Below are 23,412 nucleotides of genomic sequence, written 5' to 3' on the forward strand. Positions count from 1 at the left end.
GGCTATTCCTGCGGCGGTATGGTTGCGGCGGCATCGCCCGCCTGCAAGCCGTGCCGCATCAGCATGGGAACGTTCGCAATCGCGAATATCAGCGTCAGCGGGATCGCTCCCCACAGCTTGAAACCGACCCAGAAATCCGTGCTGGTCGTCCGCCACACGACCTCGTTCAGCGCAGCCATGAAGACAAAGAACAGCGCCCAGTTACGGGTGAGCTTGCGCCACCCTTCGCCGGTCAGGCCGGGATAGGCACTTTCCAAGAGCATCTGGAGCAGCGGCCGCCCGGTGGCGAGGCCAATGCCAAGCGTCGCGGCGAAGATGCCATAGACGAACGTGGGCTTCATCTTGATAAAGCGTTCGTCCTGGAACCAGATCGTCAGACCACCGAACACGATCACCAGCGCGCCAGACACCAACAGCATGGGAGGTATGTGCCGCGTCTTCCACCATGACAAAATCAGTGCCGCGACCATGGCCGCCATAAAGGCGCCGGTTGCCGCGATGATCCGCGCGATCGCGGGACCGGGCGTGAGGAAGTTGACCGCGAAAAAGACGATCAACGGTCCATAATCGAGCGCCAGCCGCAGGCCGGGCGAGGATTTGCGCGCGTCGGTCAACTCATACTCCGTTCGTCCGCTGCCAGACAGCGGGCGTTCTTTCGCTATTCCGCGCCACATCCGCGGTTTCATATCTTGTCAGAACGGTCGGAAAGGGTCGCGGTTCACGAGCCCCGATCGACACCGGCAATGATCCGGCTGACTTCGTTGGGGTCGAACGGCCGTAGATCGTTCATCGACTCACCAACGCCAATGGCATGGATGGGCAGGCCGTAACGCTCGGCGGCAGCGACCAGCACGCCGCCACGCGCGGTGCCGTCGAGCTTCGTCATCACGAGGCCGGTCACGCCCGCCACTTCCTTGAACACCTCGATCTGGCTGAGCGCGTTCTGTCCCGTCGTCGCGTCCAGAACGAGGACCACGTCGTGCGGTGAGGCCGGGTTGATGCGGCCAAGGACACGCCGGATCTTCGCCAGTTCGTCCATCAGCTCCCGTTTGTTCTGGAGGCGCCCGGCCGTGTCGACGATCAGCACGTCGATGCCTGTTTCGGTTGCTTTCTTCACGGCATCCCAGACGATGCCGGCCGCATCGCCGCCTTCAGGCCCGGTCACGATCGGCACGCCGACCCTTTCCGCCCAGGTGGCGAGCTGGCCAATCGCCGCGGCGCGGAAAGTGTCGCCAGCGGCCAGCATCACGCCATAATCCTGTTCCATGAACAGGTGGGCCAGTTTGGCGATGGTGGTTGTCTTGCCCGAGCCGTTCACCCCGATCACCAGGATCACCTGCGGCCGCGGAAAAGCGTCGATCTCCAGCGGCTTGGCGACTTGCGCAAGTACCTTCTCGACTTCCTCGGCCACCACCAGGCGAATGCCGAGTTCCTCCATGTTCCGCTCGAAACTCCCTTCGGCCAGCCGGGTCCGGATCCGGGTGGCCGTTTCTGGCCCGAGGTCCGACGCGATCAGCGCTTCCTCGATCTCGTCCAGCGTTTCGTCATCCAGCCGCGCCGTGCCCAGGCCTGCAAGATTGCCAACCAGCCGGTCGGACGTGCGGCGGAAACCGCCGAGAAGCTTGTCGTGCCAGGAACGCTGGTCAGTCATGCAGGAATTCCAATGAGGTGATCGTGGGCAGCGCCAATGATGGTGACCGATTGGATTGCTCCAACCGTCCCCATCCGAAGGGTCGATAGAGCAGCGGCATCGTTCGGCAAAGCCGGTGAGGCATGCGCCGAGGCCGTCGGGGCAGGATTGACCAGCCGAACCTCGGCAAAATTTTCCGCATGGCCGCGATCGCCCGGCTTTTCGATGACGATCCGCTGGGTCGTGCCGATCAGCGATCGTAGCCAGGCCCCACGGCGTTGGTCGGCCGCCTCGCGAAGCCGCGCGGCCCGCGCCTTGGCCGTGGTAGGCGAAACCTGCGGCATCCGCGCCGCCGGCGTGCCCGCGCGCGGCGAATAGGGAAAGACATGGGCATGGACGATGTCGCAATCGTCGATCAGCGCCAGGGTGTTGGCAAACGCCGCTTCGTCCTCGGTTGGAAAGCCGGCGATCAGATCCGCCCCGATGGTGATATCGCGCCGCGCCTTCAGGCGCGCCACCACGGCCACCGCTTCCGCCCGGAGGTGCCGGCGCTTCATTCGCTTCAGGATCAGATCGTCGCCCGCCTGCAGCGAAAGATGGACATGCGGCATCACTCGCGGCTCCCCGGTGATCAGTTCGAACAAGCGCTCGTCGATCTCGATCGTGTCCAGCGAGGACAGGCGCAGCCGAGCCAGCCCCGGCACGCCCAGCAGCACCGCTTCGACCAGCCGACCGAGGCCGCCCTCGTAGCTTGTCAGGTCTACGCCGGTCAGCACGATTTCGCGCGCGCCTTGCTCCACCAACTCCGCGGCTGCGGACACGACCTGGCCCACCGGCTCGGAACGGCTTGGCCCGCGCCCCTTAGGAATGGCGCAGAAGGTGCACGAATGATCACAGCCGTTCTGCACGCCCAGAAATGCGCGGGCATGTCGCCGCGGCGGTTGCCTGTTAGGGAAGGCGCCCCAAGTCGCGGGCAGTAGCTTCGCTGCGTTCGGCACCACCCGGTCAACCTCCGGCATCGCCGCAAATGCGTCGCGGTCGATCTCCGATGCGCAGCCGGTAACGACGATCTGCGCGTCTGGCCGATCGCGGCGCGCGCGGCGGACGGCCACGCGCGTCTGCTTCATTGCCTCGTTTGTCACACCGCAGCCGTTGATCACTACCATATCACTCGCACCGACGAGCGCGCGAATCGCTTCGCTTTCGGCAAGGTTCAATCGGCAGCCCAGCGTAATCACATCGGGCGAACGGGAGGGAAGCATGATGGGCGATCTAGGGAGACAGCACGCGATAGTCCACGATGCGGCACGTGACGTACTAGACTTCTGGTTCGCGCTGTCGATGGAACAGCAGTTCGCCAGAAATGCCGCACTCGATGCGCAGATCGCCGGCCGCTTCGGGCCTCTTCGCGATCAAGTGCTGCGAACCCGAGCGATGGAGTGGCGCGACGGCCCGGATCAGCTCCTCGCCGCGATCATCCTGCTCGATCAGTTTTCACGTAACATCTACCGCGATTCGCCGCGTGCTTATGAGGCGGACGCGCTTGCGGTTGAGCTGTGCCAGCTAGCGATCGAACGTGGGTGGGAGGGGCGCTACGCCCCAGAAGAGCGCGCGTTCCTCTACATGCCGCTGATGCATGCCGAATACCTCCCACTGCAACGGCTCAGCGTGGCGAAGTTCTCGGAGCTTGGCGGCGGCAATCTGGCCTATGCGGTCGGTCACCTTGAGGTGATCGCCCGGTTCGGGCGCTTCCCCACCCGCAATGCCGTTCTTGGTCGCGAAACCACGCCCGGGGAGCGCGCCTATCTCGATGACCCCGACGATGATTTCGGCCCACCAAAGGGATGATGACCTGGGCTGATCAGCCTGCCACTGCTCGCCGTGCCGGGTCGGGGAGTGGCAGATGGCCCGTTTCAGTGGTCATTCGCCCCGGAACACTGCCTCACGCTTCTCAAGCAAGGCGGCCACGCCCTCGCGGTGATCAGCCGTCGCATGGCTCACCGCCTGCGCGGTGGATGCCGAATCAAGTGCCTGATCATAGCTGCTCGTCTGCCCCTGGCGTAGCAGGGACTTGGTAAGGCGAAGCGAGTGCGGGGGCAGGGCAGCGATCTTGCCGGCAAGCGCCAGCGCCTCGTCCATGAGCGCTTCGTGAGGAACCACGCGGCTTACGAGACCCCAATCGGCCGCCGTGTTCGCATCGACCACATCCCCGGTGAAGAACAGCTCCGCCGCCCGACTCATCCCGATCGCGCGTGGCAACAGCCAGGACCCACCGTCGCCCGGCACCAGCCCCAGCTTGAGGAAGGTAACGCCGAACTTCGCCTTGTCGCTGGCGATGCGGATGTCGGCCATGCAGGCGACGTCGCACCCAAGGCCGATCGCAGGGCCATTCACCGCCGCGATCACCGGCATGTCCAGGGAGAACAGCGCCCGTGCGATACGGTGGATGTTGCGCTGATAATGGCTGCGAATACCCAGCCCCGATCCCGAAAACGGTCCCTGCGGATCAGCCATCTTCTTGATGTCGCCACCCGCCGAAAAGGCTCGGCCTTCGCCAGTCAGGATCACGCAGCGGATCGACATGTCGGCGTTCAGCGCGTCGCATGCGGCACGCACCGCCTCGCCGTCGCCGTCTGCGCCCAGCGCATTCATCGCGTCGGGGCGGTTCAGCCGCAGGATGGCGATCGGTCCGCGGATCTCGGTGGTAACGACGGTCATTGATGATCTCCGGTCAACGCAGGCCCAGGCCGCGGGCAATGATGCCGCGCAGGATTTCGCGCGTGCCCCCGCGCAGGGAAAAGCTGGGGGCGTTCATAGTGATATGGGCAAGAACGGCGATAAAGTCGGAAGTGGATCCGGCGTCCGGCTCCGCGTCGATCAGGTTGCGCGCGATATCGGGCAGATCCTGCTCGAACGTCGCGCCCAGATCCTTCACGATCGCGGCATGCGTGCCCGGGTTCTCGCCGGCCTCCAGCATCGCGGCGACCCCGCGCGACAACCGACGAAGGGTAACGAGATGAGCCGTAAGGCGCCCCAGCGCCAGTTCAGCGGCTTCGCTTGTTGAACCCTGCAGCGCGCCGATCAACTCGATCAGAAGCTGCATCGAGGAAAGGAAGCGCTCCGGCCCGCTGCGTTCGAACGCAAGCTCGCTCATTACCTGTTCCCAACCGCCGCCTTCGCTGCCGATCAGGGCGGAGGAGGGCAGAAACGCTTCTTCGAAATGCACTTCGTTGAAGTGATGCTGTCCCGCCAGGTCGATGATCGGACGGATGGTGATCCCGTCCGTCGCCTTCAGGTCGACCAGCAACTGACTCGTTCCTGCTTGCCGATCGGCCGGGGTTCCGCTCGTTCGGCAGAACAGGATCATGTAGTCGGCATCATGGGCGCCGGTGGTCCACAATTTCGTCCCAGTCACCCGCCATCCCCCGTCCACCGGCGTCGCCCGCGTGCGCGTGGCTGCCAGATCGGAACCAGAATCGGGTTCGCTCATGCCGATGCAGAACACTGTCTCGCCAGCGGCGATGCCGGGCAGGATGGACTGCTTCTGATCCTCGGTGCCGTATTTGAGCAGGCTCGGCCCGCTCTGGCGATCGGCGATCCAGTGCGCCGCCACCGGCGCACCAGCTGCCAACGTTTCCTCGACTACGACATAGCGTTCAAACGCGCTGCGCTCATGACCGCCGTATTTCTTCGGCCAAGTCATGCCGAGCCAGCCGTGCTGGCCGAGCTTGCGACTGAACTCCCGGTCGAAGCCGTTCCAGCTGTCGGCCCGGCGCAGTGGCGGGCGGTCGGCCAGCGCCTCGGCCAGAAAGGCGCGAACTTCTGTGCGTAGTGCTTCTGCGGCCCCATGGACCGGCGGGGTGGGGAAGCGAAGTGTCGTCATGCTGCCACCACCATCGGCCAGTAGCCATCCCGTCCGGCGCTCAACGCGCGCTTGCCCAGCGCCAGCGTCCAATATCGTTGCGTGCCGAATTCATCTCGCCACGCCCACAAGGCAGTCGTGAAGCGATGGAGCCCATGTTCGCGCGTAAAGCCGATCGCCCCATGCAACTGATGGCCGATGGCTGTAGCCTTGCTGGCGGCTTCACCGATCCTCGTACGCGCGACGGCGACGGCAAAAGTCAGGTCCCCGCCAGTCGCATAGGTGTCGGCGGCATGATCTGCCGCGGCCGATGCAGCCGCAACTTCCCCGGCCAGCTTGGCGAGTTCCTGCTGGATCGCCTGAAACTTGGCGAGGGGGCGTCCGAACTGAACGCGGCTTGATACATGCTCGATGGTCAGTTCAAGCACGCGCTCCAGCGCGCCTGCCATCTGCATCGCTCGGGCAAGTGCGCCAAGCTCCAGCAGCGATACTTCGGCGCTCGAACCAGTCTGGCCAGGTAGTACCGATATCTGGTCGCGGGGATGGCCGGCCACATTAGTGCTTTCGGTTGCGACGGGCGACGCCCCATGCCGCTGTACCCCGGTCTCGCTTCCCACGACGATGGTCTTGGCGAAACGGCCCCACGGCACGCGTGCCTCGGCATGTTCGGCAAGTCCGACCGGCCCTTCGGCCAACGGCAGTCCTGCAGAGGCGAGAACGACATTGCCGATCATCGTTTCGGCAAGCGGCAGGGCAAGTGCGTGCCGGCCGATTAGGCGTATAAGCGCAAGCGCTTCGCTTGCCGGGATGCCGAAGCCGCCATGCTCCTCCGGAACCAGCGCCAGCGGCAGGCCGCTTTCCTCGATCGCAGCCCAGGCCGCATCCGCCCATGCTCCGGCGTGCGCCGCGCTCTCGATCCCCTCGGCATGGGTGGCGAACAGCCGCTCGGCCGTATCGGCGAGCATTGCGCTGACGTCGTTCATCTCCATCGCCACAGCCGGTCCTGCCCTTGCATGGCCGCTCCTCTCCGTTTGGCCTGTCGCTAAGCAACGATCTGATCCTTGTCCACCTGACACTGCGGCTGGTCGGATCGTGGCGCCACCGGTACTAAGGGGCACTCGGTGGAGAAACATTTCGTGCGCTTGTTTTCCGCATTGCTCCTGCTGCTTGCGCTTTTTTCCCCACCTGTTTCGGCGCAAGAGCGCGGGCCGTTGGTTCTCGCGGCAGCCAGCATGCAGGAGGCTCTGAGCGCCGCCGCCGACGCGTGGGAGAAACAGGGCCATCCCCGGCCAGTGCTCTCCTTCGCTGCATCTTCTGCGCTGGCTCGACAGGTAGCCGCTGGCGCGCCGGCCGACCTATTCGTTTCGGCTGATCAGGAATGGATGGACGATCTCGCCCGGCGCCGCTTGCTCGTGCCAGGCACCCGGGCCAATCTCGCCGGCAATCGGCTGGTCGTGGTGGCTCGCGCAGGACGGGCGCCAGTGACCCGCCTGAGCGGTCCCGCTCTCGGCCGGCTTCTGGCCAGCGGTCCGCTGGCGATGGCGGATCCGGATGCGGTGCCGGCGGGGAGATATGGCAAGGCGGCGCTCCAGCGGCTTGGCGCGTGGTCGATGGTTGCGCCGCGCGTTGTTCGGGCGGAGAGCGTCCGCGGGGCGCTTGCTCTCGTAGAAAGGGGGGCGGCGCCCTATGGCATCGTTTACCTGACGGACGCGCGTTTGGTCCCGAACCTGTCGGTTGCCGGGATCTTTCCACCGCGCAGCCACGCCCCGATCATCTATCCGATTGCCCGTTTGAAGCGCGCGCGGCACAGCGAGGCCGAAATGCTTCGAAAGTTCCTCATCTCCGGCTGCGGACAACAGATAATCGGCCGTTTTGGCTTCACAAAGCCTTGACGGAGGACCTCCAAACTGTGGTCAGGCTTTCCTTGTTGATCGGGGGAGTGGCAACTGCGGCGACGCTGCCCTTGGCATTCGCGCTGGCCTGGCTCCTCGCGCGCGGGCGCTTTCCCGGCAAGATCTTGCTCGATGGCTTGGTTCACCTGCCCCTGGTAGTGCCGCCAGTGGTCACCGGATGGATGCTACTACTCGCCTTCGCTCCCAGCGGGCCGTTGGGCGCGGTGCTCGAGCGATGGTTCGGGATCAGCGTCCTGTTCCGCTGGACGGGCGCAGCCGTGGCTGCCGCAGTGATGGCATTGCCGCTGATGGTCCGCGCAATTCGCCTTTCGATTGAGGCTGTTGACCGGCGTCTTGAACAAGCTGCGCTAACTTTGGGGGCTGGGCGGTGGCGCACGTTCGCGACGATCACCCTGCCATTGGCGCTGCCCGGTATTCTCGCCGCTGCGATGCTCGGCTTCGCGCGGTCCTTGGGGGAATTCGGCGCCACCATCACCTTCGTTTCCAACGTGCCGGGCGAAACACAAACGCTCCCACTGGCGATATACGCTGCCTTGCAGCGGCCCGGTGGCGAGGCGATGGTGTGGCAGTTGGCTACGATCTCGGTCGCGCTCAGTCTCGCCGCCTTGATCTTTTCGGAGTTGCTTGCCCGTCGTCAGGGACGCCGCCTTCATGTCCTTTGATGTCGACGTCACCGTTCGACGCGGCGGTGCGATCCTGAGCGCGGCGTTCCAGACGGGCGCGGGCAGTAGTGTCCTGATTGGCCCCTCCGGAGTTGGTAAGACGAGCGTCTTGATGATGATCGCCGGCCTGCTCCGACCCGATCGCGGCCATGTACGTGTCGCGGGTCGAGCGCTTTTCGACGCGGCGAGCCGGGTCAATATCGCTCCGCAGCATCGGCGTGCTGGCATCGTGTTTCAGGAGCCGCGGCTATTCCCGCATCTCTCCGTTCGGCGAAATCTACTGTATGGCGCCAGGCACACGAGGGCGCTGGATGATGTAACGGCACAGCTCGACATCGCCCATCTGCTTGAGCGTTGGCCAAGAACATTGTCCGGTGGGGAGGCACGACGCGTTGCGATCGGACGGGCGCTGCTGAGCGAGCCGGATTTTCTGCTGCTCGATGAGCCGCTTGCGTCCCTGGACGGCGCGCGCCGCGCGGAAGCAATGCGAGCCATCGAGCGCGTGCGGGACGAAGGGCGCCTTCCCATGTTGATCGTCACTCACGATTCCGGGGAGGCCGAGCGATTTGGCGGCCGGCAGATTATCCGGATGTAACTTCCTGAGGATGATGCGGCACCAGGATCAGCGTGCGCCCCTCGACCCGCCATGATTTCAGTCGTGAGAGGAAGTTCATCCCAAGCACGTCCGTGTTGCCAAACGCTGGTGAGACAACCACCGGCACATCGCGGGCAACAACATTGCCGAGCTTCAGTTCGTCAACGCCCGCGGTCTGTGCCCTGATCGTGCCGTTGGCCGTCCGCAACAGCATCGGGAACAACGCATCGCGCACCTCCAGCCCGGCCTGCGTGGCCGTCTCCAACGACAATGCCGTAACCGTCGCGCCACTGTCGATCAGCATCCGGCGGGTGATCCCACCAAAGCGGACGGATGCCCAGAAATGCCCGTCCGGACTCATCCGGATGCGCGTTTCTTCACCCACCACTTGTTGTCCGGAAAGATCCAGCAACTCCGCGACGCGCCCAAGATATGGATCAAACCGCTCCCGCTGACCCAGCACCATCACCAAGGCCCCAAGCAGGACAAGCCAGGTAAGAACCCCAACGATGCGCCCGATCACCGGAATACGACGCAGGATGCCTGCGACCACGATCACGGCTAACAGCGTGAGAATAAGGGGGAGATGCGGTGCGAGGTCGGCCAGAACGGGCATGACCACGATATAGGGTGATGCTGCCGGCTCTGCGATGATGAGCCCGCGCGAATTTGATGCGTTGTCGCTCAATCATCACGCTCGCGTCGAAACGCGCAACATCAGAAAAAAGGGGGACCGCCCAGAACGAGCGATCCCCCCCCTTTGCCTTGCAGGCCAGATCCGGAGCCGCCCCGCGGCTCGGATCGGCTGATTAGCGCTTCGAGAACTGGAAGCTGCGGCGTGCCTTGGCGCGGCCATACTTCTTACGCTCAACGGTACGGCTGTCGCGGGTCAGGAAGCCTGCGGCCTTTACCGGAGCGCGCAGCGCCGGCTCGTACTTGGTGATTGCCTGGCTGATGCCATGCTTCACCGCGCCGGCCTGACCCGACAGACCACCGCCCTTGACGGTGCAGATCACGTCATACTGACCTTCGCGCTCCGTGATGCCGAACACCTGGTTGATGACGAGACGCAGCGTCGGACGTGCGAAATACACTTCCTGATCACGGCCATTGATCGTGATCTTGCCCGAACCCGGCTTCAACCACACGCGGGCAACCGCGTCCTTGCGGCGGCCGGTCGCATAGGCGCGACCGTACTTGTCAAGCTCCTGCGCGCGCAGCGGCGTGGTCGGCTGTGCCTGGACCGGTGCCTCGGCAGCGGGAGTGCCTTCGGCGGCAGGCGCAGCGGCCGGCTGCTGAGCGGCCTGCTGCGTCAGCGAGGCGAGATCAGAAAGCGACTGGCGATTGTCGGACATTATGCGCCCACCTTGTTCTTGCGGCTCATGCCGGCGATGTCGAGGACCTCGGGGTTCTGCGCTTCGTGTGGATGCTCGGCGCCCTTGAAGATGCGCAGGTTGCGCATCTGCTGACGGCCAAGCGGGCCGCGCGGGATCATGCGCTCAACAGCCTTCTCGAGCACGCGCTCGGGGAAGCGACCTTCCAGCACCTTGGCGGCAGTGATGCCCTTGATGCCGCCGGCATAGCCGGTGTGCTTGTAATAAACCTTGCTGCCCAGCTTGTTGCCGGTGAAGCGCACCTTGTCCGCGTTGATCACGATGACATTGTCACCGCAATCGACGTGCGGGGTGAACGACGGCTTGTGCTTGCCGCGCAGGACGTTGGCGATCACGACCGCTGCACGGCCGACCACCAGGTCGGTGGCGTCGACGATGTGCCACTTCTTTTCCACCTCTGCGGGCTTGGCCGCCTTGGTGGTCTTCATCAGCGCCTTCATGGGCTATGGACCTTTGCAATAAACGATGACGCCGCGCCCGGTGAGAGTGCGTCGTGATGTGGGCGCTGTGATTGAAGGGACAAAGAAAGTCAACGATTCCGCCCCTCCGGTGGCGGGTACCAGGATACCCGCGCATCCGGTCGCTGACGGAAGTCGGCTTGTCCCTTTGGCGCGTTAGAAAAACAGCTTCCGAAAACTCAGCCTTACCGAGCGACCAAGCGGGTCCAGCAGGCTCGGCTGGTATCCGATCGGGACAGCCCGCGCCGCGTCACGCACCTCCAGTCGTTGGTTGAACAGGTTGTTTATCGCGAGGGTCACTCTAGACCCTCGGAAGAAGGGCGCCTTTTGCACCAGTGCTCGCTGTTGGCTCAGGTCGGCGAAAAGCCGGAGGTTGGCCGTGAACAGCGAACCGAACGTCAGATCCTCAGGGGAGGGCGCCCCGCCAGGGTTGGCGAGAAGGGTAGTGCCGCTTTCCCAGGTGCCATTCAGCCGTACGCCGATCCCGTTCCGGTTATATCCGGCATTGAACTCGATCTCGTGCCTTGGCCGACCCCCGCGTGCTCCGGTGGCTGATCCGTCCAGCAGATCCAGTTCCGGAACGCCAGGTCGGATCCTGATAGTGTCTTCGAGGCGCCAGGTATGGAACGCACTGAACTGCACGCGCCCGGTTCTTCCGCCCCCCAAGCCGCGCCCGCCGAAGCCGCCGGCCCCGCCGAACCCGCGCGAGCCAGCAGTACGGACGCCGCTTTCGCTTGTTCCGGAGCCTCGCTCCTGGCGGAACCGTTCGCGCATGGCGGAGCGGCGCTCCTCAATCTGCTCTGGCGTGAGCGGCTGGCCATCTGGGCCCGCGGGCGGCGGTGCCTCAAGGGTCTCCGACCAGTTGAAGCCCCAGCGGATTTGCCGCTGCCGGCTGCTTTCGAAGTTGACCGGGCGATTGTCGATGCGAATGAGAGCGCCGGCTCCGTCACGATCGAAACGATCAGGGAACGCGGCTTCGATCTCGGGCGTGGCGGTTGGAAAACTGGCGATCGGGTTTTCGATGCGGCTGTCGGTGTAATTCACCAGCATCGTAAGATCAGTGCCGGAGATCGGTTTTGCCGTTAGTCCCAGCTTCAATACACGCCGCTGATCCGCGAGCAGGTTGGGGTTCCCGCCCTCGAGCGTGATGGCGTTGACCGTCTGCCCGGTGGTCAGGTCGAACACCCGTACGTTCGGTGTGACGATCACCGGATTGCCGAGTTGCTGGATGGTCGGTGCACCATCCTCATATGTCATGGAGCCAATCACTCTGATGGCCTCGACAGGACGCCAGTTGAACCCGTAGCCGACGGCTCCAAGGGTGCCGAAGTCGGAAAGCTGGTCCACAGCGCCATTCACGTTGATGCTCAGGGCACCAATTGGGCCATTTCGGAAGATCGGAACGTCGACGTTCGCTTGGCCGCTGACCTGATCGCGCGAAAGGTCGGTAGCGGTAAACACGTCAGCTCGCCGGGACTCGCTGTGTATGTCGCGCATGGAGGCGCTCGCCTTCAGCGTAGCAGTGATCGCGCCAGCTGGCAGGTCCGCCAGATTGCCGCTAAGCGTCGCTTCGGTTTGCAATAGCTCAGTGACGGATCGTGCCCGGTCGCGCTGGACCCCGGCGGCATAGTCGCGATCCGTAAGGGTTGTCGTCCAGTCGCGCGTATATCCACCGTCCAGCGACCAGCGCCATTTCGATAGATCGCCGTTGAGCGCGTAGCTCAGTGCGCCGGTCCGGGTTCGACTGTCCCGCAGCAGCCGTTGGCCATTCGCCGCACTGCCCAGGCCTGCCAGCGAATTCGTCCCTTCCAACTCACCATTAAGTGTGGCGGAGACATTGCCGAATATCGTGCGGTTATATGTGGCGTTCAGCTTGGCCGTATCGCTGGCGGCCAGCAATGTTCGGTTAGGGTCTGCATTGGCGATGTCACGTTCGGTTTCGAACAGGGGGTTGCTGTGTGTGTACTCGCCGTCCACGCTGAACCGGCTGCCGTTGGCGAGGCGCAGATAGTTGACGTCGGCTTCATGGACCTGTCGACCGCCATCGGTCGCCAGGTTGGTTTCGGCCTCGGCCGTGATGGCGTTGAAGCGACGGCGCAGCACGATGTTCACCACCTTCTGGTCCGGTCGATAGCCGTACTTGAGCGCCACTTCCTCCGGCAAGATGTCTACCCGTTGGATGGCCTCGGGCGGCAGATCGCGTATTTCCCGGAAGCCGCTGATCCGGCGTCCGCTCAAAAGGACGACTGGGGCTCCTGCGCCGCGGCCTTGGATGCTCCCGGTCAATGGCGCGAGTTCTTCCAGCAGCTCACCAATGTTGCTGGCGCCATAGGCCCGGATGTCTCGTCCGCTCAGCACCACCTCGGGCGTGATGTCGCCGATCACGGATCCGCGTGGCACCCGCGAGCCCGTAACGACGATGTCTTCTTCCAGTTCGGGATCCTCCTCACCCGTCGACGCTGGGGACTCCTGACCGGTGGGCGCCTGTTGCGCGGGAAGACTGGCCGGAGGCAGGGTGGTGGCGGGGGCGAGGCTGACGAGAGGCAGAAGCCATGCAGGCAAGGAAGTGCTCCCAAACAGGGTTGAAACGAATGTGAGCGGGATGAACGATGCTTGTGGCCGCTATGTCCCAGGCGAGGTCGTTAATCGTCGCAAGATGTAACGGCGAGCCGCAGGTTGGGACGCGCGCAGCCTGGCGCCGCGGCCACAAGGGATCAGAACAGCGTCAGCGGAGGAGCAACGGTCGATGGATGATGACACACCGCCAGCCGAGTCGAAGTTGACGCGATCGAAGCAACGCTGGGCGACGGAACGGAAGTTTCTCACCGATGCGCCGCGTGAGCCTGCGCGTGATCGCCTGCCGCCCGGCCAGCACCTCGTCCGGAACTGGCCCGTCCTTGATCTGGGGCGTCAACCGCACATCTCGACTGACCGTTGGCGCTTGAACGTTCGGGGTCTGGTGTCGCGGCCGCTTACGCTGAATTGGGCCGAATTCCAGGAGCTACCTCAAACCACGATCCGGTCGGACATTCACTGCGTCACCACCTGGTCGCGGTACGACAATGACTGGACCGGCGTCGCAACACGTTCGTTGCTGGATCTGGTCGAGCCGCGCCACGAGGCGACGGCGGTGATGCTCCACGGATATGACGGGTACACTACCAACGTGACTCTGCCCGATTTCGCGTCATCTGACGCTATCATCGCCCACTCTTGGCAAGGCAGACCGCTCACCCGGGAGCATGGAGGGCCCGCTCGGCTCATCATTCCGCATCTCTACTTCTGGAAAAGCGCGAAGTGGATCAACGTCATCGAGTTTCTCGGTGCCGATCGTCCAGGTTTCTGGGAGATGAACGGCTATCACATGCGCGGTGAACCCTGGCGCGAGGAACGGTACAGTTAGCCGCTGATCAGCCGACGGTAGTGGCGCGTGAGCCATTAGGCCCGGCGCCGCCCAATAGTATGTGCCGCGGCAACGACTGCGATCAACAGGACGGCCGCATTCACCTGATGAGCGACGGCAATGGTGATTTCCACGCCGGTGAGCAGAGTCGCAATGCCCAGCACGATCTGCAATCCGACGAGGAGGATAACAGCTCCCCAGGCCGCCACCGCGCCAAGCCTGCGAGCCGCGGTTGCCAGCCACACGACAGCGATTGCCGCCAGGAAGGCGAACCAACGGTGCACGAACTGCACAACCACAGGATTGTCGACCACGTTCCGCCAGGCAGGATCGATCATTGGCGTCTCGGCAGGGAATAAAGTGTCGCCCATGAGCGGCCAGCTGCTGAAGGCATAACCTGCGTTAAGCCCGGCCGTGAATGCACCAAGCACGATCTGGAGGCCGAGCAACAGCAATGCGGTGGCGGCCAAGGGCGTCAGACCTGCCGGAGGTGAAAGGGGGTCGCGTGCAAGGTCCCTAAGGTCCAGCGCGGTCCACACCACGCCGCCAAGGATCAGCAACGCTGCGGACAGATGAACTGCCAGTCGCACGTGGCTGACATCAGTACGGACCGAAAGCCCGGACGCGACCATCCACCAGCCGATCGCGCCCTGCAAACCGCCAAGCGCAAGCAGCGCCAGCAGCCGGGGTGCGTAGCCGCGCGGGATCTGTCGGCGAACGGCAAACCACAACAGTGGAAGCGCAAAGGCGAGACCGATCACACGGCCGAGCAATCGGTGCACATACTCCCAGAAGAAGATAGTTTTGAACCCGCTGAGGGTCATGCCGTTGTTGATCTGCTGATACTCGGGAATGCGCTGGTAGTTGGCGAATTCCGCTTGCCACTGTGCCTCGTTCAGCGGCGGGATAATTCCGCTGATTGGCTTCCATTGCGTGATCGACAGCCCCGATTCGGTCAGGCGAGTGATGCCCCCGACAGCCACCATCAGGACGATCAGCGCGGCGACGACATAGAGCCACCGAGCGAGCGCGAGCGGGCGGGCGGAAACACGAAAGCCGGGGCTGGGCTTGAGCATAAGGCCCTTTAGGATCGTGGAAGGACCGGGGCAATGGCGCATCGTCTTCCGAAAAGTTGCCGGTGTGATGTTGTAACCTCGCGACGCCGGCGCTATCTGCCGTTCAGATGCTAACCGTCGCTCGCCCTGCATTGTCATCCCGGCTGGATCGCATTGCGATCATCGTGTCTGGTCTATGCGTGGTGCACTGCGTCGCGAGTGCAGTCTTGCTCGCCATGCTTTCGGCAGTCGGCGGTTTGTTCGTCGATCCGCTGGTTCACGAGCTCGGCCTCGCAGTCGCAATTGGCCTTGGCGCCTTCGGGCTCGGACGCGGCGCTCTTCAGCACGGTTATCTGCTCCCGATTTCTGTTGGCTCCCTTGGTCTGGGTATCATGGCCGGCGCCTTGTCGCTTCCTCATGAAGCCGGTCTGGCGCACGATGGCGAGGCGATCTGGACCATCATCGGCGTCGCCATCCTTGCCTTTGGCCATGATTTGAATCGGCGCGCCGTCGGCTGACGATCAGCGCAACTTGCCTAGCTCGGTGGCCAACGATGCGGTGGCGCTGCCGCGACGTGCCGGCTGCGGCTGATCTGGGGAGGGCGCCCAGCCAGTAAGAAAGATGATCTCGAAACGTTCGGCCGTCCGACCATCGGGATCGGATGCCGCTGCAAATGCTTCTGCTGTTCGCGCCAGCGTTTCGCGTCCTAGTGGCTGGCGCTCAATTAGGAGATTGGTCGCCGCCATCCCTCGCAGATCGTCGATTAGCTTTCCGACGCTGCCGTATCTCACGCGCAGGCTCTCTGTATCGGCGACCGGAAGGGCGAAGCCCGCGCGCATCAGGAGGTCGCCCGCCGACCGCACGTCAATTTGCGGGTGGAGCCGCGCGACGGGGCGCTCGCCCTCGGCCGCGCGCAGCGCCGCGCGCAGTGTGGAAAGCGATCCGGCCCCCATCAGCGCCCCCAAGAACAGGCCGTCGGGACGAAGCACTCGCCGGGTCAGTGAAAGCGCGCCAGGCACGTCATTGACCTGATCGAGCACACCGGCCGAGATCACAAGATCGAATGAGCCGTCCGCGAAGGGAAGGCGGTCCTCGTCCGCTTGAACGCCTTGTCCACCCTGAACAAAGGAATGTCCGGCATCCATTCGCGCGATCTTGGAGCCGGGCGGCGGCACGAAGCTGCCGTCAAAGCTTCCAAGATCGAGCACATCGGCAAAGGTCCGCTTCACGGTTGCGAGCCGTTCCTGGATCCCGTCCAGCATCGCCGCCCGGATGAAGTCATGTGCGCCGTACTTGGGGGCTGCCCGGTCGCGGCGGTGCCGCCGGGCGGCTCGGTCGAATATTTCTGATGCGCTCATGCCGACGGCTTGTGCGCGGATCAGGCAATCGCGACAAGGCGTGACGATGCTGTCTACACTCCTCCGGCCCGTGGTTGCTTACGCGCTGCCACCGCGTTGTGCAGGATGTGGCGCCATCACCGACACTGATCACCGCTTTTGTGTCACGTGCTGGACGTCGCTCCGGTTTCTTGGTCCACCCTGGTGCGCGGCGTGTCACCTGCCCTTTAAATATGATCATGGGGAAGATGCACGCTGTGGGCCTTGTCATGCCAACCCGCCAGTGCACGGGGGCATCAACGCAGCGGTGGCTTACGGTCCGGTGGCTCGCACACTAGCCCTGCGGCTGAAGTATGGGGGGCGAGCGTCGTTGGCTCGGACAGCGGCCAACCTCATGATCAAGCACCTTCCTTGCGATGCTCAGATCCTCGTTCCGGTGCCGCTGTACCGGTGGCGAATCTGGTCTCGCGGCTACAATCAAGCCGGGTTAATCGCGGCTGCGCTCGCGAAGGAAAGTGGAGTTCCCTGGGCTCGGGATCTGCTAGAGCGGACGCGCTCGACGCCGGCGCTGCGCAACATGGCCGGCAAGGCGCGGCGTCAGGCGGTGCGTGGCGCGTTTGCGATAAAGAAAGAAAAACGGGCCGACGTCGCCGGAAGACATGTCGTGCTGGTGGACGACGTCTATACCAGCGGCGCCACGACGGACGCTTGCGTCAGTGCGCTCCGCAAGGCGGGGGCGGGGCGCGTCTCCATCCTGTGCTGGGCCCGCGTGATTGACGCGGAGCCAGATTGACAATCGACCTTCGCAACCACACGTCAAGTTCATGGCACAGGTAGAAATCTACACAAAGGCGTGGTGCCCATATTGCGTGCGCGCCAAGCAGCTGCTCTCGAGCAAGGGTGTCGAGCCGACGGAGTTCGATATTACCCTGGGCGGGCCGAAGCGCGGTGAGATGATCGATCGCGCCGGTGGACGCACCACAGTGCCGCAGATCTTCATCAACGGCCGGCACGTCGGCGGATCTGATGACCTCGCGGAGTTGGAGCGCGCCGGTAAGCTGGACGCATTGCTCGCCGCCGCGCCATGAAGGCAGCGATACTGCAGATGACCAGCGGGATTGATCCCGCGGCCAATGCTGCAACGCTGACGAGGGCGGTTCAAACGGCGGCCGAGCGTGGCGCGGCGATGTTGTTCACACCCGAAATGTCCGGGCTGCTGGATCGGGATCGCGCCCGCGCTGCCAAGTCCATCGCGCGCGAAGAGGATGATCGCGTCCTGGCGGTCGTGCGCGATGCGGCAGCAAAGAGCGGCGTGTGGGTGCATCTGGGCAGCCTGGCGCTACGCGACGAGCATGATCGGCTCGTCAACCGCGGCTTCGTCATTGATGGGGCCGGCGCGATCCGCGCCCGCTACGACAAACTTCACCTGTTCGACGTGGATCTTCCCAGCGGGGAGAGCTGGCGTGAATCGTCCGCTTACGCGGCAGGCGACCGTGCGATCGTTGTCGACACTCCACTCGGCGCGCTGGGCATGTCGATCTGCTACGATCTTCGCTTTCCGGATCTTTACCGTGCGCTGAGTGACGCTGGCGCCACGATCCTATCGGTGCCGGCTGCATTTACTCGGCCCACGGGCGCTGCGCATTGGCACATCCTGTTGCGGGCCCGCGCGATCGAGTGCGCCTGCTTCGTGATTGCCGCGGCTCAGACCGGCAAGCACGCGGATGGGCGCGAGACGTTCGGTCATTCGTTGGCGGTCGATCCATGGGGCGAAGTATTGGGTGACATGGACGATGGGATCGGCGTGGGCTTCGTGAAGCTAGACCCGGCCAAGATTTTGGACGTCAGACAGCGGATTCCGGTGATTTCCCACCGGCGGACCATCCCAGCGGTAACGGTAGCGCGATGATCGTCTTTGATCTCCGCTGTGGCCAGGGTCATGTCTTCGAGGCCTGGTTTGCTTCGTCCGCAGCATTCGAAGATCAGCGCCAGCGCTCGCTCGTGCAATGTCCCGTTTGCGCCGATACTGGGATTGAGAAAGCCGTGATGGCACCGAATGTTGCTGCGAAGAGCAACTCCCGACCGGCAGTCACCCCCGAAACGGTAAAGGCAGCTTTACATGCGCTTGCCACCGCGCAGCAGCAGGCGCTTGAGGGCTCGCGATGGGTCGGAAAGAGCTTTGCGACAGAGGCACGGGCCATGCACCTGGGTGATCAGGAGCAGGAAGCGATCCACGGCCAAGCGACGCTTGCGGAGGCCAAAGCTCTGGTAGAGGAGGGAGTGCCGGTCGCCCCACTTCCGTTGCCGGTGCTTCCGCCGGAACAGTCGAATTAAACGGGCTTCCTGCCGACATCCACTGGATTGACCGGCCCGCACCCGCACCGTAGCTAGGAGCAGTGCCCCCGTAGCTCAGCAGGATAGAGCGACGGTTTCCTAAACCGCAGGTCGTGAGTTCGAATCTCGCCGGGGGCACCAGCGCGGCGCCGGTGGTATGATGCGGATCCGCGGCCAGGCGGGGCGAGGACGGGCGCCGCGGTTCCGGGCGCCCGTCGGCTACTTCACGCCTTGACGTGGGCCGAGATGTACTTGTTCATCTCGAACATGGTAACCTTGTCCTTGCCGAAGACCTTCTTGAGATTGTCGTCGGCGAGAATTTCGCGCTTGTTCTCGGGATTCTGAAGGTTGTTCGACTTGATATAGTCCCAGACCTTACTGATCACCTCGCTGCGCGGCAGCTTGTCGGTGCCGACGATCGCGCCGAGCTCGGGCGAGGGCTGAACGGGGGCGTGGATGCCGCCGGTCTTGGCCTTGCCCTCCTCGGTCTTGGTCTTCGTAGCCATTGCTGTCCTTCCTGTTGCGCCGGTCATTCGGCATCTCGCGGAATCACGCCGTTTCGCAGGCGTGACGTCCTTTGTGCGCTGCGACGCGGCGCTTGTCACGTCCTGACGGTTAAGGGAACGCCTCGGACAGGTTGGCGGCCACAGAGGGGCTGCGCTAAGCGGTGGCCGATCAGCCGCAGCGGAGAAGGCATGGAAACGCTTAACGAGAGCCGGGCGTACGGTGGTACCCAGGGTGTGTATCGCCACACCTCCACTGCTACGGGTACCGAAATGACCTTCTCGGTTTACGTGCCACCCCACGTATCAGGGGCGCGCCTTCCGGTACTCTGGTATCTATCGGGGCTCACCTGCACCCACGCCAATGTGACGGACAAAGGGGAGTATCGCCGCGCTTGTGCCGAGCACGGCATCATTTTCATAGCGCCTGACACCAGCCCACGCGGCCTCGGTGTTCCCGACGATAATGACTGGGATTTCGGTCAAGGGGCGGGCTTCTACGTTGACGCCACGCAGGATCCCTGGGCAGCAAATTTCAGGATGCGTAGCTATATCGAAGACGAGCTACCTGCTTTGGTCGCGAGAGAGTTTCCCATGGCCGATCTGACGCGGCAGGGAATATCCGGTCATTCGATGGGCGGCCACGGGGCGCTGACAATCGCGCTTCGCAATCCGAGCCGGTTCAAGAGCGTCTCTGCTTTTGCACCGATAGCTTCGCCGCTGTCCTGCCGTTGGGGAGAGAAAGCACTCGGTGGCTATCTGGGGCAGGATCGAGCCAATTGGAAACAATATGACGCATGCGCCTTGATCGAAGGCGGAGCCCGCATCGACGCGCTTCTGGTCGACCAGGGCGATGCCGACAGCTTCTTGAACGACCAGTTGAAACCCCAACTGCTCCAGCAGGCCTGTGCCAAGGCTGGGGTCAATCTGACCCTGCGCATGCAGCCCGGCTATGATCACAGCTACAACTTCGTGTCGACGTTCATGAGTGATCACATCGCGTGGGCAGCCGCGCGGCTATAAAAAAGTGCGGGCCCGACCGGGCCCGCGGAGGGAACCTCTTTAGGATGCCGGGCAGCGGAAGCCGCCCGGCACCACCGCTTAGAACTTGAACCCGGCGGCCACGCCGTAGCGGCGGGGCTCAACGGTAAACACGTTGGTGTAAAGGCCCGACGACTGATCGGTCACGAACAAGCCCGTGATGGCATCATTGTCGGTCAGGTTGCTGACGAACGCGCGGACGTAGAAGCGGTCGTCTGGTCCATTCAGTTGGATCTGAGCGTTGACCACCTCATACCCCGGGATCCGGTCGATCGGATTTAGGTTGAAGATCGTGCCATATTGATCGCCAGTGTAGTTCAGGTCTGCACGCGGGACGAGCGTGTAGTCGCCGATGTCGATCGTATATTGAGCACCGACCGACCATTTGTAGGTCGGGCTGTTCGGCAGTCGATTGCCCTTCACATTGACCGGGTTGCCATCAAGCAGGACGGAGACCGGGGCGCCAGTGGCGAGTTGCTGGGCCTGAAGGAACTTGCACGCACTAAATGCGCCGTAAGTGCCGTTGGCGAGCAGCGGAACGCTGCCGTTGAGACCCAGCAGTGCGTTGCTGGCGTCCACGAACCCGCGCGAGGCGGCGGCGTTGCCGGCCGTAGTCGGCAGAACCGCGCAGTTGTACGCACCTGCCAGATCCTTCACGATCACCGCGTCATTGCGGCCACCAGACACATCGCGCGGATTGGTGAGCAGACGATCCTGCGCCACTTCCGTTTTCAAGTAGCTGATGTTGGCGTTGATCACGAAAGCCGGGGTGGGACTGATAACCGCTTCAGCTTCCACGCCGTAAATGTTAGCCGTGATGTTATCGTTCACCGAGGTGCGCGCAACAATACGAGTGAGCTGAAGGTCCTTGTACTTGTAATAGAAGCCGGTGACGTTGAGGCGCAGTGCTCCGTTGCCGAAGGTGTTTTTGCTGCCGATCTCATACGAGTCGACCGTTTCCGGTCGGAAGGTGGTCGGTACGGCAAACAGAGGCGACAGCGGCGGATTGATGCCGCCCGATTTGTACCCGCGAGCGTAAGACGCGTAGATCAGGTTATCAGGCGTGATCTGATAATCGAGTACTGCGCGTCCGGTCATGCGTGAGTAGCCGACGCGTGCTTCCGCCCAGGGCTGGATGCCGGGAATGGTGGCATCGAAGTCAGCAGCACCGCCGTCAAACGCCGGGTTGGCATCGGTTGTGCCGATCGGAAGCAACGCATTCGCGAAGGTGGTGCGGGCGCGAACGTATTTCTTGTCGTTATTGTACCGGGCGCCGAGCGTGAGCTTCAGCTGATCGTTAAACTCGAAATATGCTTCACCAAAGATTCCGTAGGAATCCAAGGTGAACTTGTCCGAGTTGCTGCGGAAGAACGGCGAGGCCAGGAACGAGCTGCTGGTGCGGCCCGCAGTGGAGCCCACAATCGTTCCGACCAATCCCGAGAGATAATCGAGGCCGACGTTGTTGACGTAATAGTCAACGTCACGCGCCGTGGCCTTGGTGTAGATGCCGCCCAGAAGGAAGTTGAACATGCCGTCGAACGAACTGTCGACATGCACTTCGCCGACCCAGCCCTTCGAATTCGACCTGGATCGATCGAAGTCGAGGCTTTGCGCGAAGCAGCCGATCGTCTCGCCGCCATAGACGCCAACTCCGCTCGGCCCGCCGTTTGACTGGCAAACGCCTCCTTGCGGACCATTGGGGATCAGCGCGTTACGCAATCCAGCGAACAGCGGGTTGTAAAGCGGGGAGGCCGGGTTGCCCACGGCTTCAAGCGTGGCGAAGCCGGGAGCGCTTGCTCCGAGGCCGTTTACCGCCAGGTTGTAGTCGGATGTGGCGTTCAGTTTGCTGCGTGAGTGACCTGCGGTCAGGCTCACGGCGATGTTGCCGAAGTTGTGGTACGCCTTAAGCGTGTAGATCTGATCCTCGGTCTTCCAAGTTGGCAAGTAGTCCGCCGTCACCGTGCGGAAATCTGGCGGGTTCACGGCATTCGCGAACGCGTCAGGCGTTGCAGGAATGCCTGGGCTGCCGATGCTGCCCAGCCCGAAGGGGGCCAGCAAAGGCCGCGTCGCAGCAAGCGTGCCGAGGAAGGTCGGGACGTAAGCGGGGTTGCTAGTAGCAAGCGTTACCGAAGCATCCGCAAGGAACAGCGGAAGGCCTTGGATCGACTCCGTGGCGCCGCCCAGAGTCGCGTTGGCATTGGGGGTGCCGAACGCCCGGCGCGTCGGCAGACATCCAAGGACACCAGTCGGATCTCGGTCGCAAAGTTGCTTCTGCAGGCGCGAACGGTCGTCGTCTTCACGGCTGTAATAAGCGATAAAGTCGACGCGGGTATCCGGAGACGGCTCCCAAGATAGAGTTCCGCGCAACGAGTACATGTCGCGGCCATCGAAACTGGAATTGTTGTAGGTGTTCTTGATGTAGCCATCGCGGTTGAGGTAGTATCCTGCAACCCGAACCCCGATAGTGTCAGTAAGTGGAAGGTTGATCATCCCCTTCACACGCTTCGAGTCGTAATTGCCGTACTCGAATTCACCCGCGGCGTGGAAGCCTGACAGATCCGGTTTGGCCGTGATGATATTCACCACGCCCGAAGTCGCATTTCGACCGAACAATGTGCCCTGCGGACCACGCAGAACCTCGATCCGCTCGATGTCGTAGAATTCGCCTTCGAGAATACGACCGCCAACTGGCTGCTCGTTCAGCGCGATGCCGGTGGCGGAGTCGCAGGTGACGCCAACGCAAAGGTCACCGATACCGCGGATGGTGAAGGTATTGGTAGCGAACTGGCCTTTCGTAAAGGTCACGTTCGGCAGAGTTTGTTGCAGGGCCAGCGGGTTAACGATCTGCTGCCGCTCAAGGTTTTCAGACGTGAACGCGGAGACTGCGATCGGCACGTCCTGCAGGCGCTGTGACTGGCGCTGCGCCGTAATGACGATGTCGGCATAGTTGCCGGCATTGGACTGCGGGTCCGAGGTTCGCACCTCCTGTCCGGGACCATTAGTGGGCGCGGTATCCTGCGCCGAGGTAGTAGCGCCAGTCTGCGCATGCGCTGGCATTGCTGCAACGATCACGATAGCGGAAGCGGCAAGCAGATAGGATTTTCTCATCGATCTCCCCTCCTGGGACCCATGCCCGCTCTATGGCGGTGTCACGGTGTTTGATGGTCCGGTATGGAAGTTAGCGTCAGAAAATTTCGTTCGTCAAACGGAATTCGAAAGGAATTA

25 protein-coding genes, 1 tRNA gene and 1 pseudogene are annotated in these 23,412 nt (G+C 63.2%); 13 read left to right on the forward strand and 14 right to left on the reverse strand.

Annotation, left to right across the window (positions count from 1 at the left end; genetic code table 11):
* Positions 1–2 precede the first annotated feature (2 nt).
* The 3 genes from LQ954_RS06090 to LQ954_RS06100 form a co-directional block, all read right to left on the reverse strand.
* On the reverse strand, positions 3–614 hold the full coding sequence (locus tag LQ954_RS06090; protein WP_231022352.1) for a septation protein A: 612 nt from the start codon (positions 612–614) through the stop codon (positions 3–5).
* Positions 615–718: 104 nt separating this feature from the next.
* A complete protein-coding gene (gene ftsY / locus LQ954_RS06095; protein WP_227770353.1) occupies positions 719–1,651 on the reverse strand; it encodes a signal recognition particle-docking protein FtsY in 933 nt (310 codons plus the stop codon).
* On the reverse strand, positions 1,648–2,892 hold the full coding sequence (locus LQ954_RS06100) for a MiaB/RimO family radical SAM methylthiotransferase (protein ID WP_231022353.1): 1,245 nt from the start codon (positions 2,890–2,892) through the stop codon (positions 1,648–1,650). Before LQ954_RS06100 ends, ftsY begins: the two co-directional genes overlap by 4 nt.
* Between LQ954_RS06100 and LQ954_RS06105 the strand changes: the two genes are divergently transcribed.
* Positions 2,891–3,478: a DUF924 family protein gene (locus tag LQ954_RS06105; RefSeq protein ID WP_231022354.1), complete on the forward strand. Its 588-nt coding sequence runs from the start codon at positions 2,891–2,893 to the stop codon at positions 3,476–3,478. The genes LQ954_RS06100 and LQ954_RS06105 overlap by 2 nt on opposite strands.
* Before the next feature lie 72 nt (positions 3,479–3,550).
* Here LQ954_RS06105 and LQ954_RS06110 read toward each other — a convergent pair whose 3' ends face one another.
* Genes LQ954_RS06110 through LQ954_RS06120 form a run of 3 tightly spaced genes read right to left on the reverse strand, consistent with a single transcriptional unit; the run spans position 3,551 to position 6,475 of the window.
* Positions 3,551–4,348, reverse strand: coding sequence for a crotonase/enoyl-CoA hydratase family protein (locus tag LQ954_RS06110; RefSeq protein WP_227770350.1), 798 nt, complete (start codon positions 4,346–4,348; stop codon positions 3,551–3,553).
* 13 nt (positions 4,349–4,361) lie between these two features.
* Complete coding sequence (locus LQ954_RS06115; protein ID WP_231022355.1) at positions 4,362–5,513, reverse strand: acyl-CoA dehydrogenase family protein; 1,152 nt, start codon at positions 5,511–5,513, stop codon at positions 4,362–4,364.
* Positions 5,510–6,475 carry an acyl-CoA dehydrogenase family protein gene (locus LQ954_RS06120; RefSeq protein ID WP_231022356.1) on the reverse strand — a complete coding sequence of 322 codons (966 nt, stop codon included), beginning with the start codon at positions 6,473–6,475 and terminating at the stop codon, positions 5,510–5,512. Before LQ954_RS06120 ends, LQ954_RS06115 begins: the two co-directional genes overlap by 4 nt.
* Positions 6,476–6,613: 138 nt before the next feature.
* Here LQ954_RS06120 and modA point away from each other — a divergent pair, with 138 nt between their 5' ends.
* From modA to LQ954_RS06135, 3 genes are read left to right on the forward strand one after another with little or no spacing between them, the layout of a single operon-like run.
* A complete protein-coding gene (modA, locus tag LQ954_RS06125; RefSeq protein ID WP_231022357.1) occupies positions 6,614–7,384 on the forward strand; it encodes a molybdate ABC transporter substrate-binding protein in 771 nt (256 codons plus the stop codon).
* Positions 7,381–8,067: a molybdate ABC transporter permease subunit gene (gene modB, locus LQ954_RS06130; protein WP_269142132.1), complete on the forward strand. Its 687-nt coding sequence runs from the start codon at positions 7,381–7,383 to the stop codon at positions 8,065–8,067. The genes modA and modB overlap by 4 nt, the downstream gene beginning before the upstream one ends.
* Positions 8,057–8,662: an ATP-binding cassette domain-containing protein gene (locus LQ954_RS06135; protein WP_231022359.1), complete on the forward strand. Its 606-nt coding sequence runs from the start codon at positions 8,057–8,059 to the stop codon at positions 8,660–8,662. The genes modB and LQ954_RS06135 overlap by 11 nt, the downstream gene beginning before the upstream one ends.
* Here the strand turns inward: LQ954_RS06135 and LQ954_RS06140 are convergent.
* From LQ954_RS06140 to LQ954_RS06155, 4 genes are all read right to left on the reverse strand, one after another.
* Positions 8,649–9,278 carry a retropepsin-like aspartic protease family protein gene (locus LQ954_RS06140; protein ID WP_231022360.1) on the reverse strand — a complete coding sequence of 210 codons (630 nt, stop codon included), beginning with the start codon at positions 9,276–9,278 and terminating at the stop codon, positions 8,649–8,651. The genes LQ954_RS06135 and LQ954_RS06140 overlap by 14 nt on opposite strands.
* A gap of 193 nt (positions 9,279–9,471) precedes the next feature.
* Positions 9,472–10,017 (reverse strand): 30S ribosomal protein S9, encoded by a 546-nt coding sequence (rpsI, locus tag LQ954_RS06145; protein ID WP_227770345.1) that lies wholly within the window; start codon positions 10,015–10,017, stop codon positions 9,472–9,474.
* Positions 10,017–10,496 (reverse strand): 50S ribosomal protein L13, encoded by a 480-nt coding sequence (rplM, locus tag LQ954_RS06150; RefSeq protein ID WP_227770344.1) that lies wholly within the window; start codon positions 10,494–10,496, stop codon positions 10,017–10,019. Before rplM ends, rpsI begins: the two co-directional genes overlap by 1 nt.
* Positions 10,497–10,670: 174 nt before the next feature.
* Complete coding sequence (locus tag LQ954_RS06155; RefSeq protein WP_231022361.1) at positions 10,671–13,076, reverse strand: TonB-dependent receptor plug domain-containing protein; 2,406 nt, start codon at positions 13,074–13,076, stop codon at positions 10,671–10,673.
* Positions 13,077–13,260: 184 nt separating this feature from the next.
* Here LQ954_RS06155 and LQ954_RS06160 point away from each other — a divergent pair, with 184 nt between their 5' ends.
* The gene (locus LQ954_RS06160) at positions 13,261–13,917 is read left to right on the forward strand and encodes a sulfite oxidase-like oxidoreductase (protein WP_231022362.1); all 657 of its coding nucleotides are present in this window, start codon (positions 13,261–13,263) and stop codon (positions 13,915–13,917) included.
* A gap of 35 nt (positions 13,918–13,952) precedes the next feature.
* Here LQ954_RS06160 and LQ954_RS06165 read toward each other — a convergent pair whose 3' ends face one another.
* The gene (locus LQ954_RS06165) at positions 13,953–14,993 is read right to left on the reverse strand and encodes a COX15/CtaA family protein (protein ID WP_231022363.1); all 1,041 of its coding nucleotides are present in this window, start codon (positions 14,991–14,993) and stop codon (positions 13,953–13,955) included.
* 107 nt (positions 14,994–15,100) lie between these two features.
* Here LQ954_RS06165 and LQ954_RS06170 point away from each other — a divergent pair, with 107 nt between their 5' ends.
* Positions 15,101–15,490 (forward strand): MerC domain-containing protein, encoded by a 390-nt coding sequence (locus LQ954_RS06170; RefSeq protein ID WP_227770340.1) that lies wholly within the window; start codon positions 15,101–15,103, stop codon positions 15,488–15,490.
* A 3-nt stretch (positions 15,491–15,493) separates the two neighbouring features.
* Here LQ954_RS06170 and LQ954_RS06175 read toward each other — a convergent pair whose 3' ends face one another.
* On the reverse strand, positions 15,494–16,330 hold the full coding sequence (locus LQ954_RS06175) for a class I SAM-dependent methyltransferase (RefSeq protein ID WP_231022364.1): 837 nt from the start codon (positions 16,328–16,330) through the stop codon (positions 15,494–15,496).
* Positions 16,331–16,376: 46 nt separating this feature from the next.
* Between LQ954_RS06175 and LQ954_RS16225 the strand changes: the two are divergent.
* From LQ954_RS16225 to LQ954_RS06200, 6 genes and pseudogenes are all read left to right on the forward strand, one after another.
* Positions 16,377–16,565, forward strand: a pseudogene (locus LQ954_RS16225) (double zinc ribbon domain-containing protein); the annotation flags it as partial.
* Positions 16,566–16,703: 138 nt separating this feature from the next.
* Positions 16,704–17,102, forward strand: coding sequence for a ComF family protein (locus LQ954_RS16230; protein ID WP_330999955.1), 399 nt, complete (start codon positions 16,704–16,706; stop codon positions 17,100–17,102).
* A gap of 31 nt (positions 17,103–17,133) precedes the next feature.
* Positions 17,134–17,397, forward strand: a complete 264-nt coding sequence (grxC, locus tag LQ954_RS06185) for a glutaredoxin 3 (RefSeq protein ID WP_227770338.1) — start codon at positions 17,134–17,136, stop codon at positions 17,395–17,397.
* Positions 17,394–18,218 (forward strand): carbon-nitrogen hydrolase family protein, encoded by an 825-nt coding sequence (locus tag LQ954_RS06190; RefSeq protein ID WP_227770337.1) that lies wholly within the window; start codon positions 17,394–17,396, stop codon positions 18,216–18,218. The genes grxC and LQ954_RS06190 overlap by 4 nt, the downstream gene beginning before the upstream one ends.
* Positions 18,215–18,643, forward strand: coding sequence for a DUF1178 family protein (locus tag LQ954_RS06195; protein ID WP_231022366.1), 429 nt, complete (start codon positions 18,215–18,217; stop codon positions 18,641–18,643). The genes LQ954_RS06190 and LQ954_RS06195 overlap by 4 nt, the downstream gene beginning before the upstream one ends.
* A 64-nt stretch (positions 18,644–18,707) precedes the next feature.
* Positions 18,708–18,784, forward strand: a tRNA-Arg gene (locus LQ954_RS06200).
* Between the two features lie 83 nt (positions 18,785–18,867).
* Here LQ954_RS06200 and LQ954_RS06205 read toward each other — a convergent pair.
* Positions 18,868–19,149, reverse strand: coding sequence for an SWIB/MDM2 domain-containing protein (locus tag LQ954_RS06205; RefSeq protein WP_227770335.1), 282 nt, complete (start codon positions 19,147–19,149; stop codon positions 18,868–18,870).
* Between the two features lie 189 nt (positions 19,150–19,338).
* Between LQ954_RS06205 and fghA the strand changes: the two genes are divergently transcribed.
* The gene (fghA, locus tag LQ954_RS06210; protein WP_231022367.1) at positions 19,339–20,169 is read left to right on the forward strand and encodes an S-formylglutathione hydrolase; all 831 of its coding nucleotides are present in this window, start codon (positions 19,339–19,341) and stop codon (positions 20,167–20,169) included.
* 78 nt (positions 20,170–20,247) lie between these two features.
* Here fghA and LQ954_RS06215 read toward each other — a convergent pair whose 3' ends face one another.
* Complete coding sequence (locus LQ954_RS06215; protein WP_231022368.1) at positions 20,248–23,295, reverse strand: TonB-dependent receptor; 3,048 nt, start codon at positions 23,293–23,295, stop codon at positions 20,248–20,250.
* Positions 23,296–23,412 lie beyond the last annotated feature (117 nt).

The sequence above is a fragment of the Sphingomonas sp. IC-11 genome, assembly GCF_021043365.1.
In the GTDB taxonomy this organism is placed as follows: Bacteria; Pseudomonadota; Alphaproteobacteria; order Sphingomonadales; family Sphingomonadaceae; genus Sphingomonas.

Coding starts and splice junctions, on each gene's coding strand:
- LQ954_RS06195 (WP_231022366.1), top strand. CDS start 18,215: ATGATCGTCTTTGATCTCCGCTGTGGCCAGGGTCATGTCTTCGAGGCC.
- ftsY (WP_227770353.1), bottom strand. CDS start 1,651: ATGACTGACCAGCGTTCCTGGCACGACAAGCTTCTCGGCGGTTTCCGC.
- LQ954_RS06140 (WP_231022360.1), bottom strand. CDS start 9,278: ATGCCCGTTCTGGCCGACCTCGCACCGCATCTCCCCCTTATTCTCACG.
- LQ954_RS06175 (WP_231022364.1), bottom strand. CDS start 16,330: ATGAGCGCATCAGAAATATTCGACCGAGCCGCCCGGCGGCACCGCCGC.
- LQ954_RS06215 (WP_231022368.1), bottom strand. CDS start 23,295: ATGAGAAAATCCTATCTGCTTGCCGCTTCCGCTATCGTGATCGTTGCA.
- LQ954_RS06120 (WP_231022356.1), bottom strand. CDS start 6,475: ATGAACGACGTCAGCGCAATGCTCGCCGATACGGCCGAGCGGCTGTTC.
- LQ954_RS06115 (WP_231022355.1), bottom strand. CDS start 5,513: ATGACGACACTTCGCTTCCCCACCCCGCCGGTCCATGGGGCCGCAGAA.
- LQ954_RS06135 (WP_231022359.1), top strand. CDS start 8,057: ATGTCCTTTGATGTCGACGTCACCGTTCGACGCGGCGGTGCGATCCTG.
- LQ954_RS06170 (WP_227770340.1), top strand. CDS start 15,101: ATGCTAACCGTCGCTCGCCCTGCATTGTCATCCCGGCTGGATCGCATT.
- LQ954_RS06110 (WP_227770350.1), bottom strand. CDS start 4,348: ATGACCGTCGTTACCACCGAGATCCGCGGACCGATCGCCATCCTGCGG.
- LQ954_RS06105 (WP_231022354.1), top strand. CDS start 2,891: ATGATGGGCGATCTAGGGAGACAGCACGCGATAGTCCACGATGCGGCA.
- rpsI (WP_227770345.1), bottom strand. CDS start 10,017: ATGTCCGACAATCGCCAGTCGCTTTCTGATCTCGCCTCGCTGACGCAG.
- fghA (WP_231022367.1), top strand. CDS start 19,339: ATGGAAACGCTTAACGAGAGCCGGGCGTACGGTGGTACCCAGGGTGTG.
- LQ954_RS06205 (WP_227770335.1), bottom strand. CDS start 19,149: ATGGCTACGAAGACCAAGACCGAGGAGGGCAAGGCCAAGACCGGCGGC.
- LQ954_RS06100 (WP_231022353.1), bottom strand. CDS start 2,892: ATGCTTCCCTCCCGTTCGCCCGATGTGATTACGCTGGGCTGCCGATTG.
- LQ954_RS06190 (WP_227770337.1), top strand. CDS start 17,394: ATGAAGGCAGCGATACTGCAGATGACCAGCGGGATTGATCCCGCGGCC.
- LQ954_RS06160 (WP_231022362.1), top strand. CDS start 13,261: ATGGATGATGACACACCGCCAGCCGAGTCGAAGTTGACGCGATCGAAG.
- LQ954_RS06165 (WP_231022363.1), bottom strand. CDS start 14,993: ATGCTCAAGCCCAGCCCCGGCTTTCGTGTTTCCGCCCGCCCGCTCGCG.
- rplM (WP_227770344.1), bottom strand. CDS start 10,496: ATGAAGGCGCTGATGAAGACCACCAAGGCGGCCAAGCCCGCAGAGGTG.
- LQ954_RS16230 (WP_330999955.1), top strand. CDS start 16,704: ATGATCAAGCACCTTCCTTGCGATGCTCAGATCCTCGTTCCGGTGCCG.
- grxC (WP_227770338.1), top strand. CDS start 17,134: ATGGCACAGGTAGAAATCTACACAAAGGCGTGGTGCCCATATTGCGTG.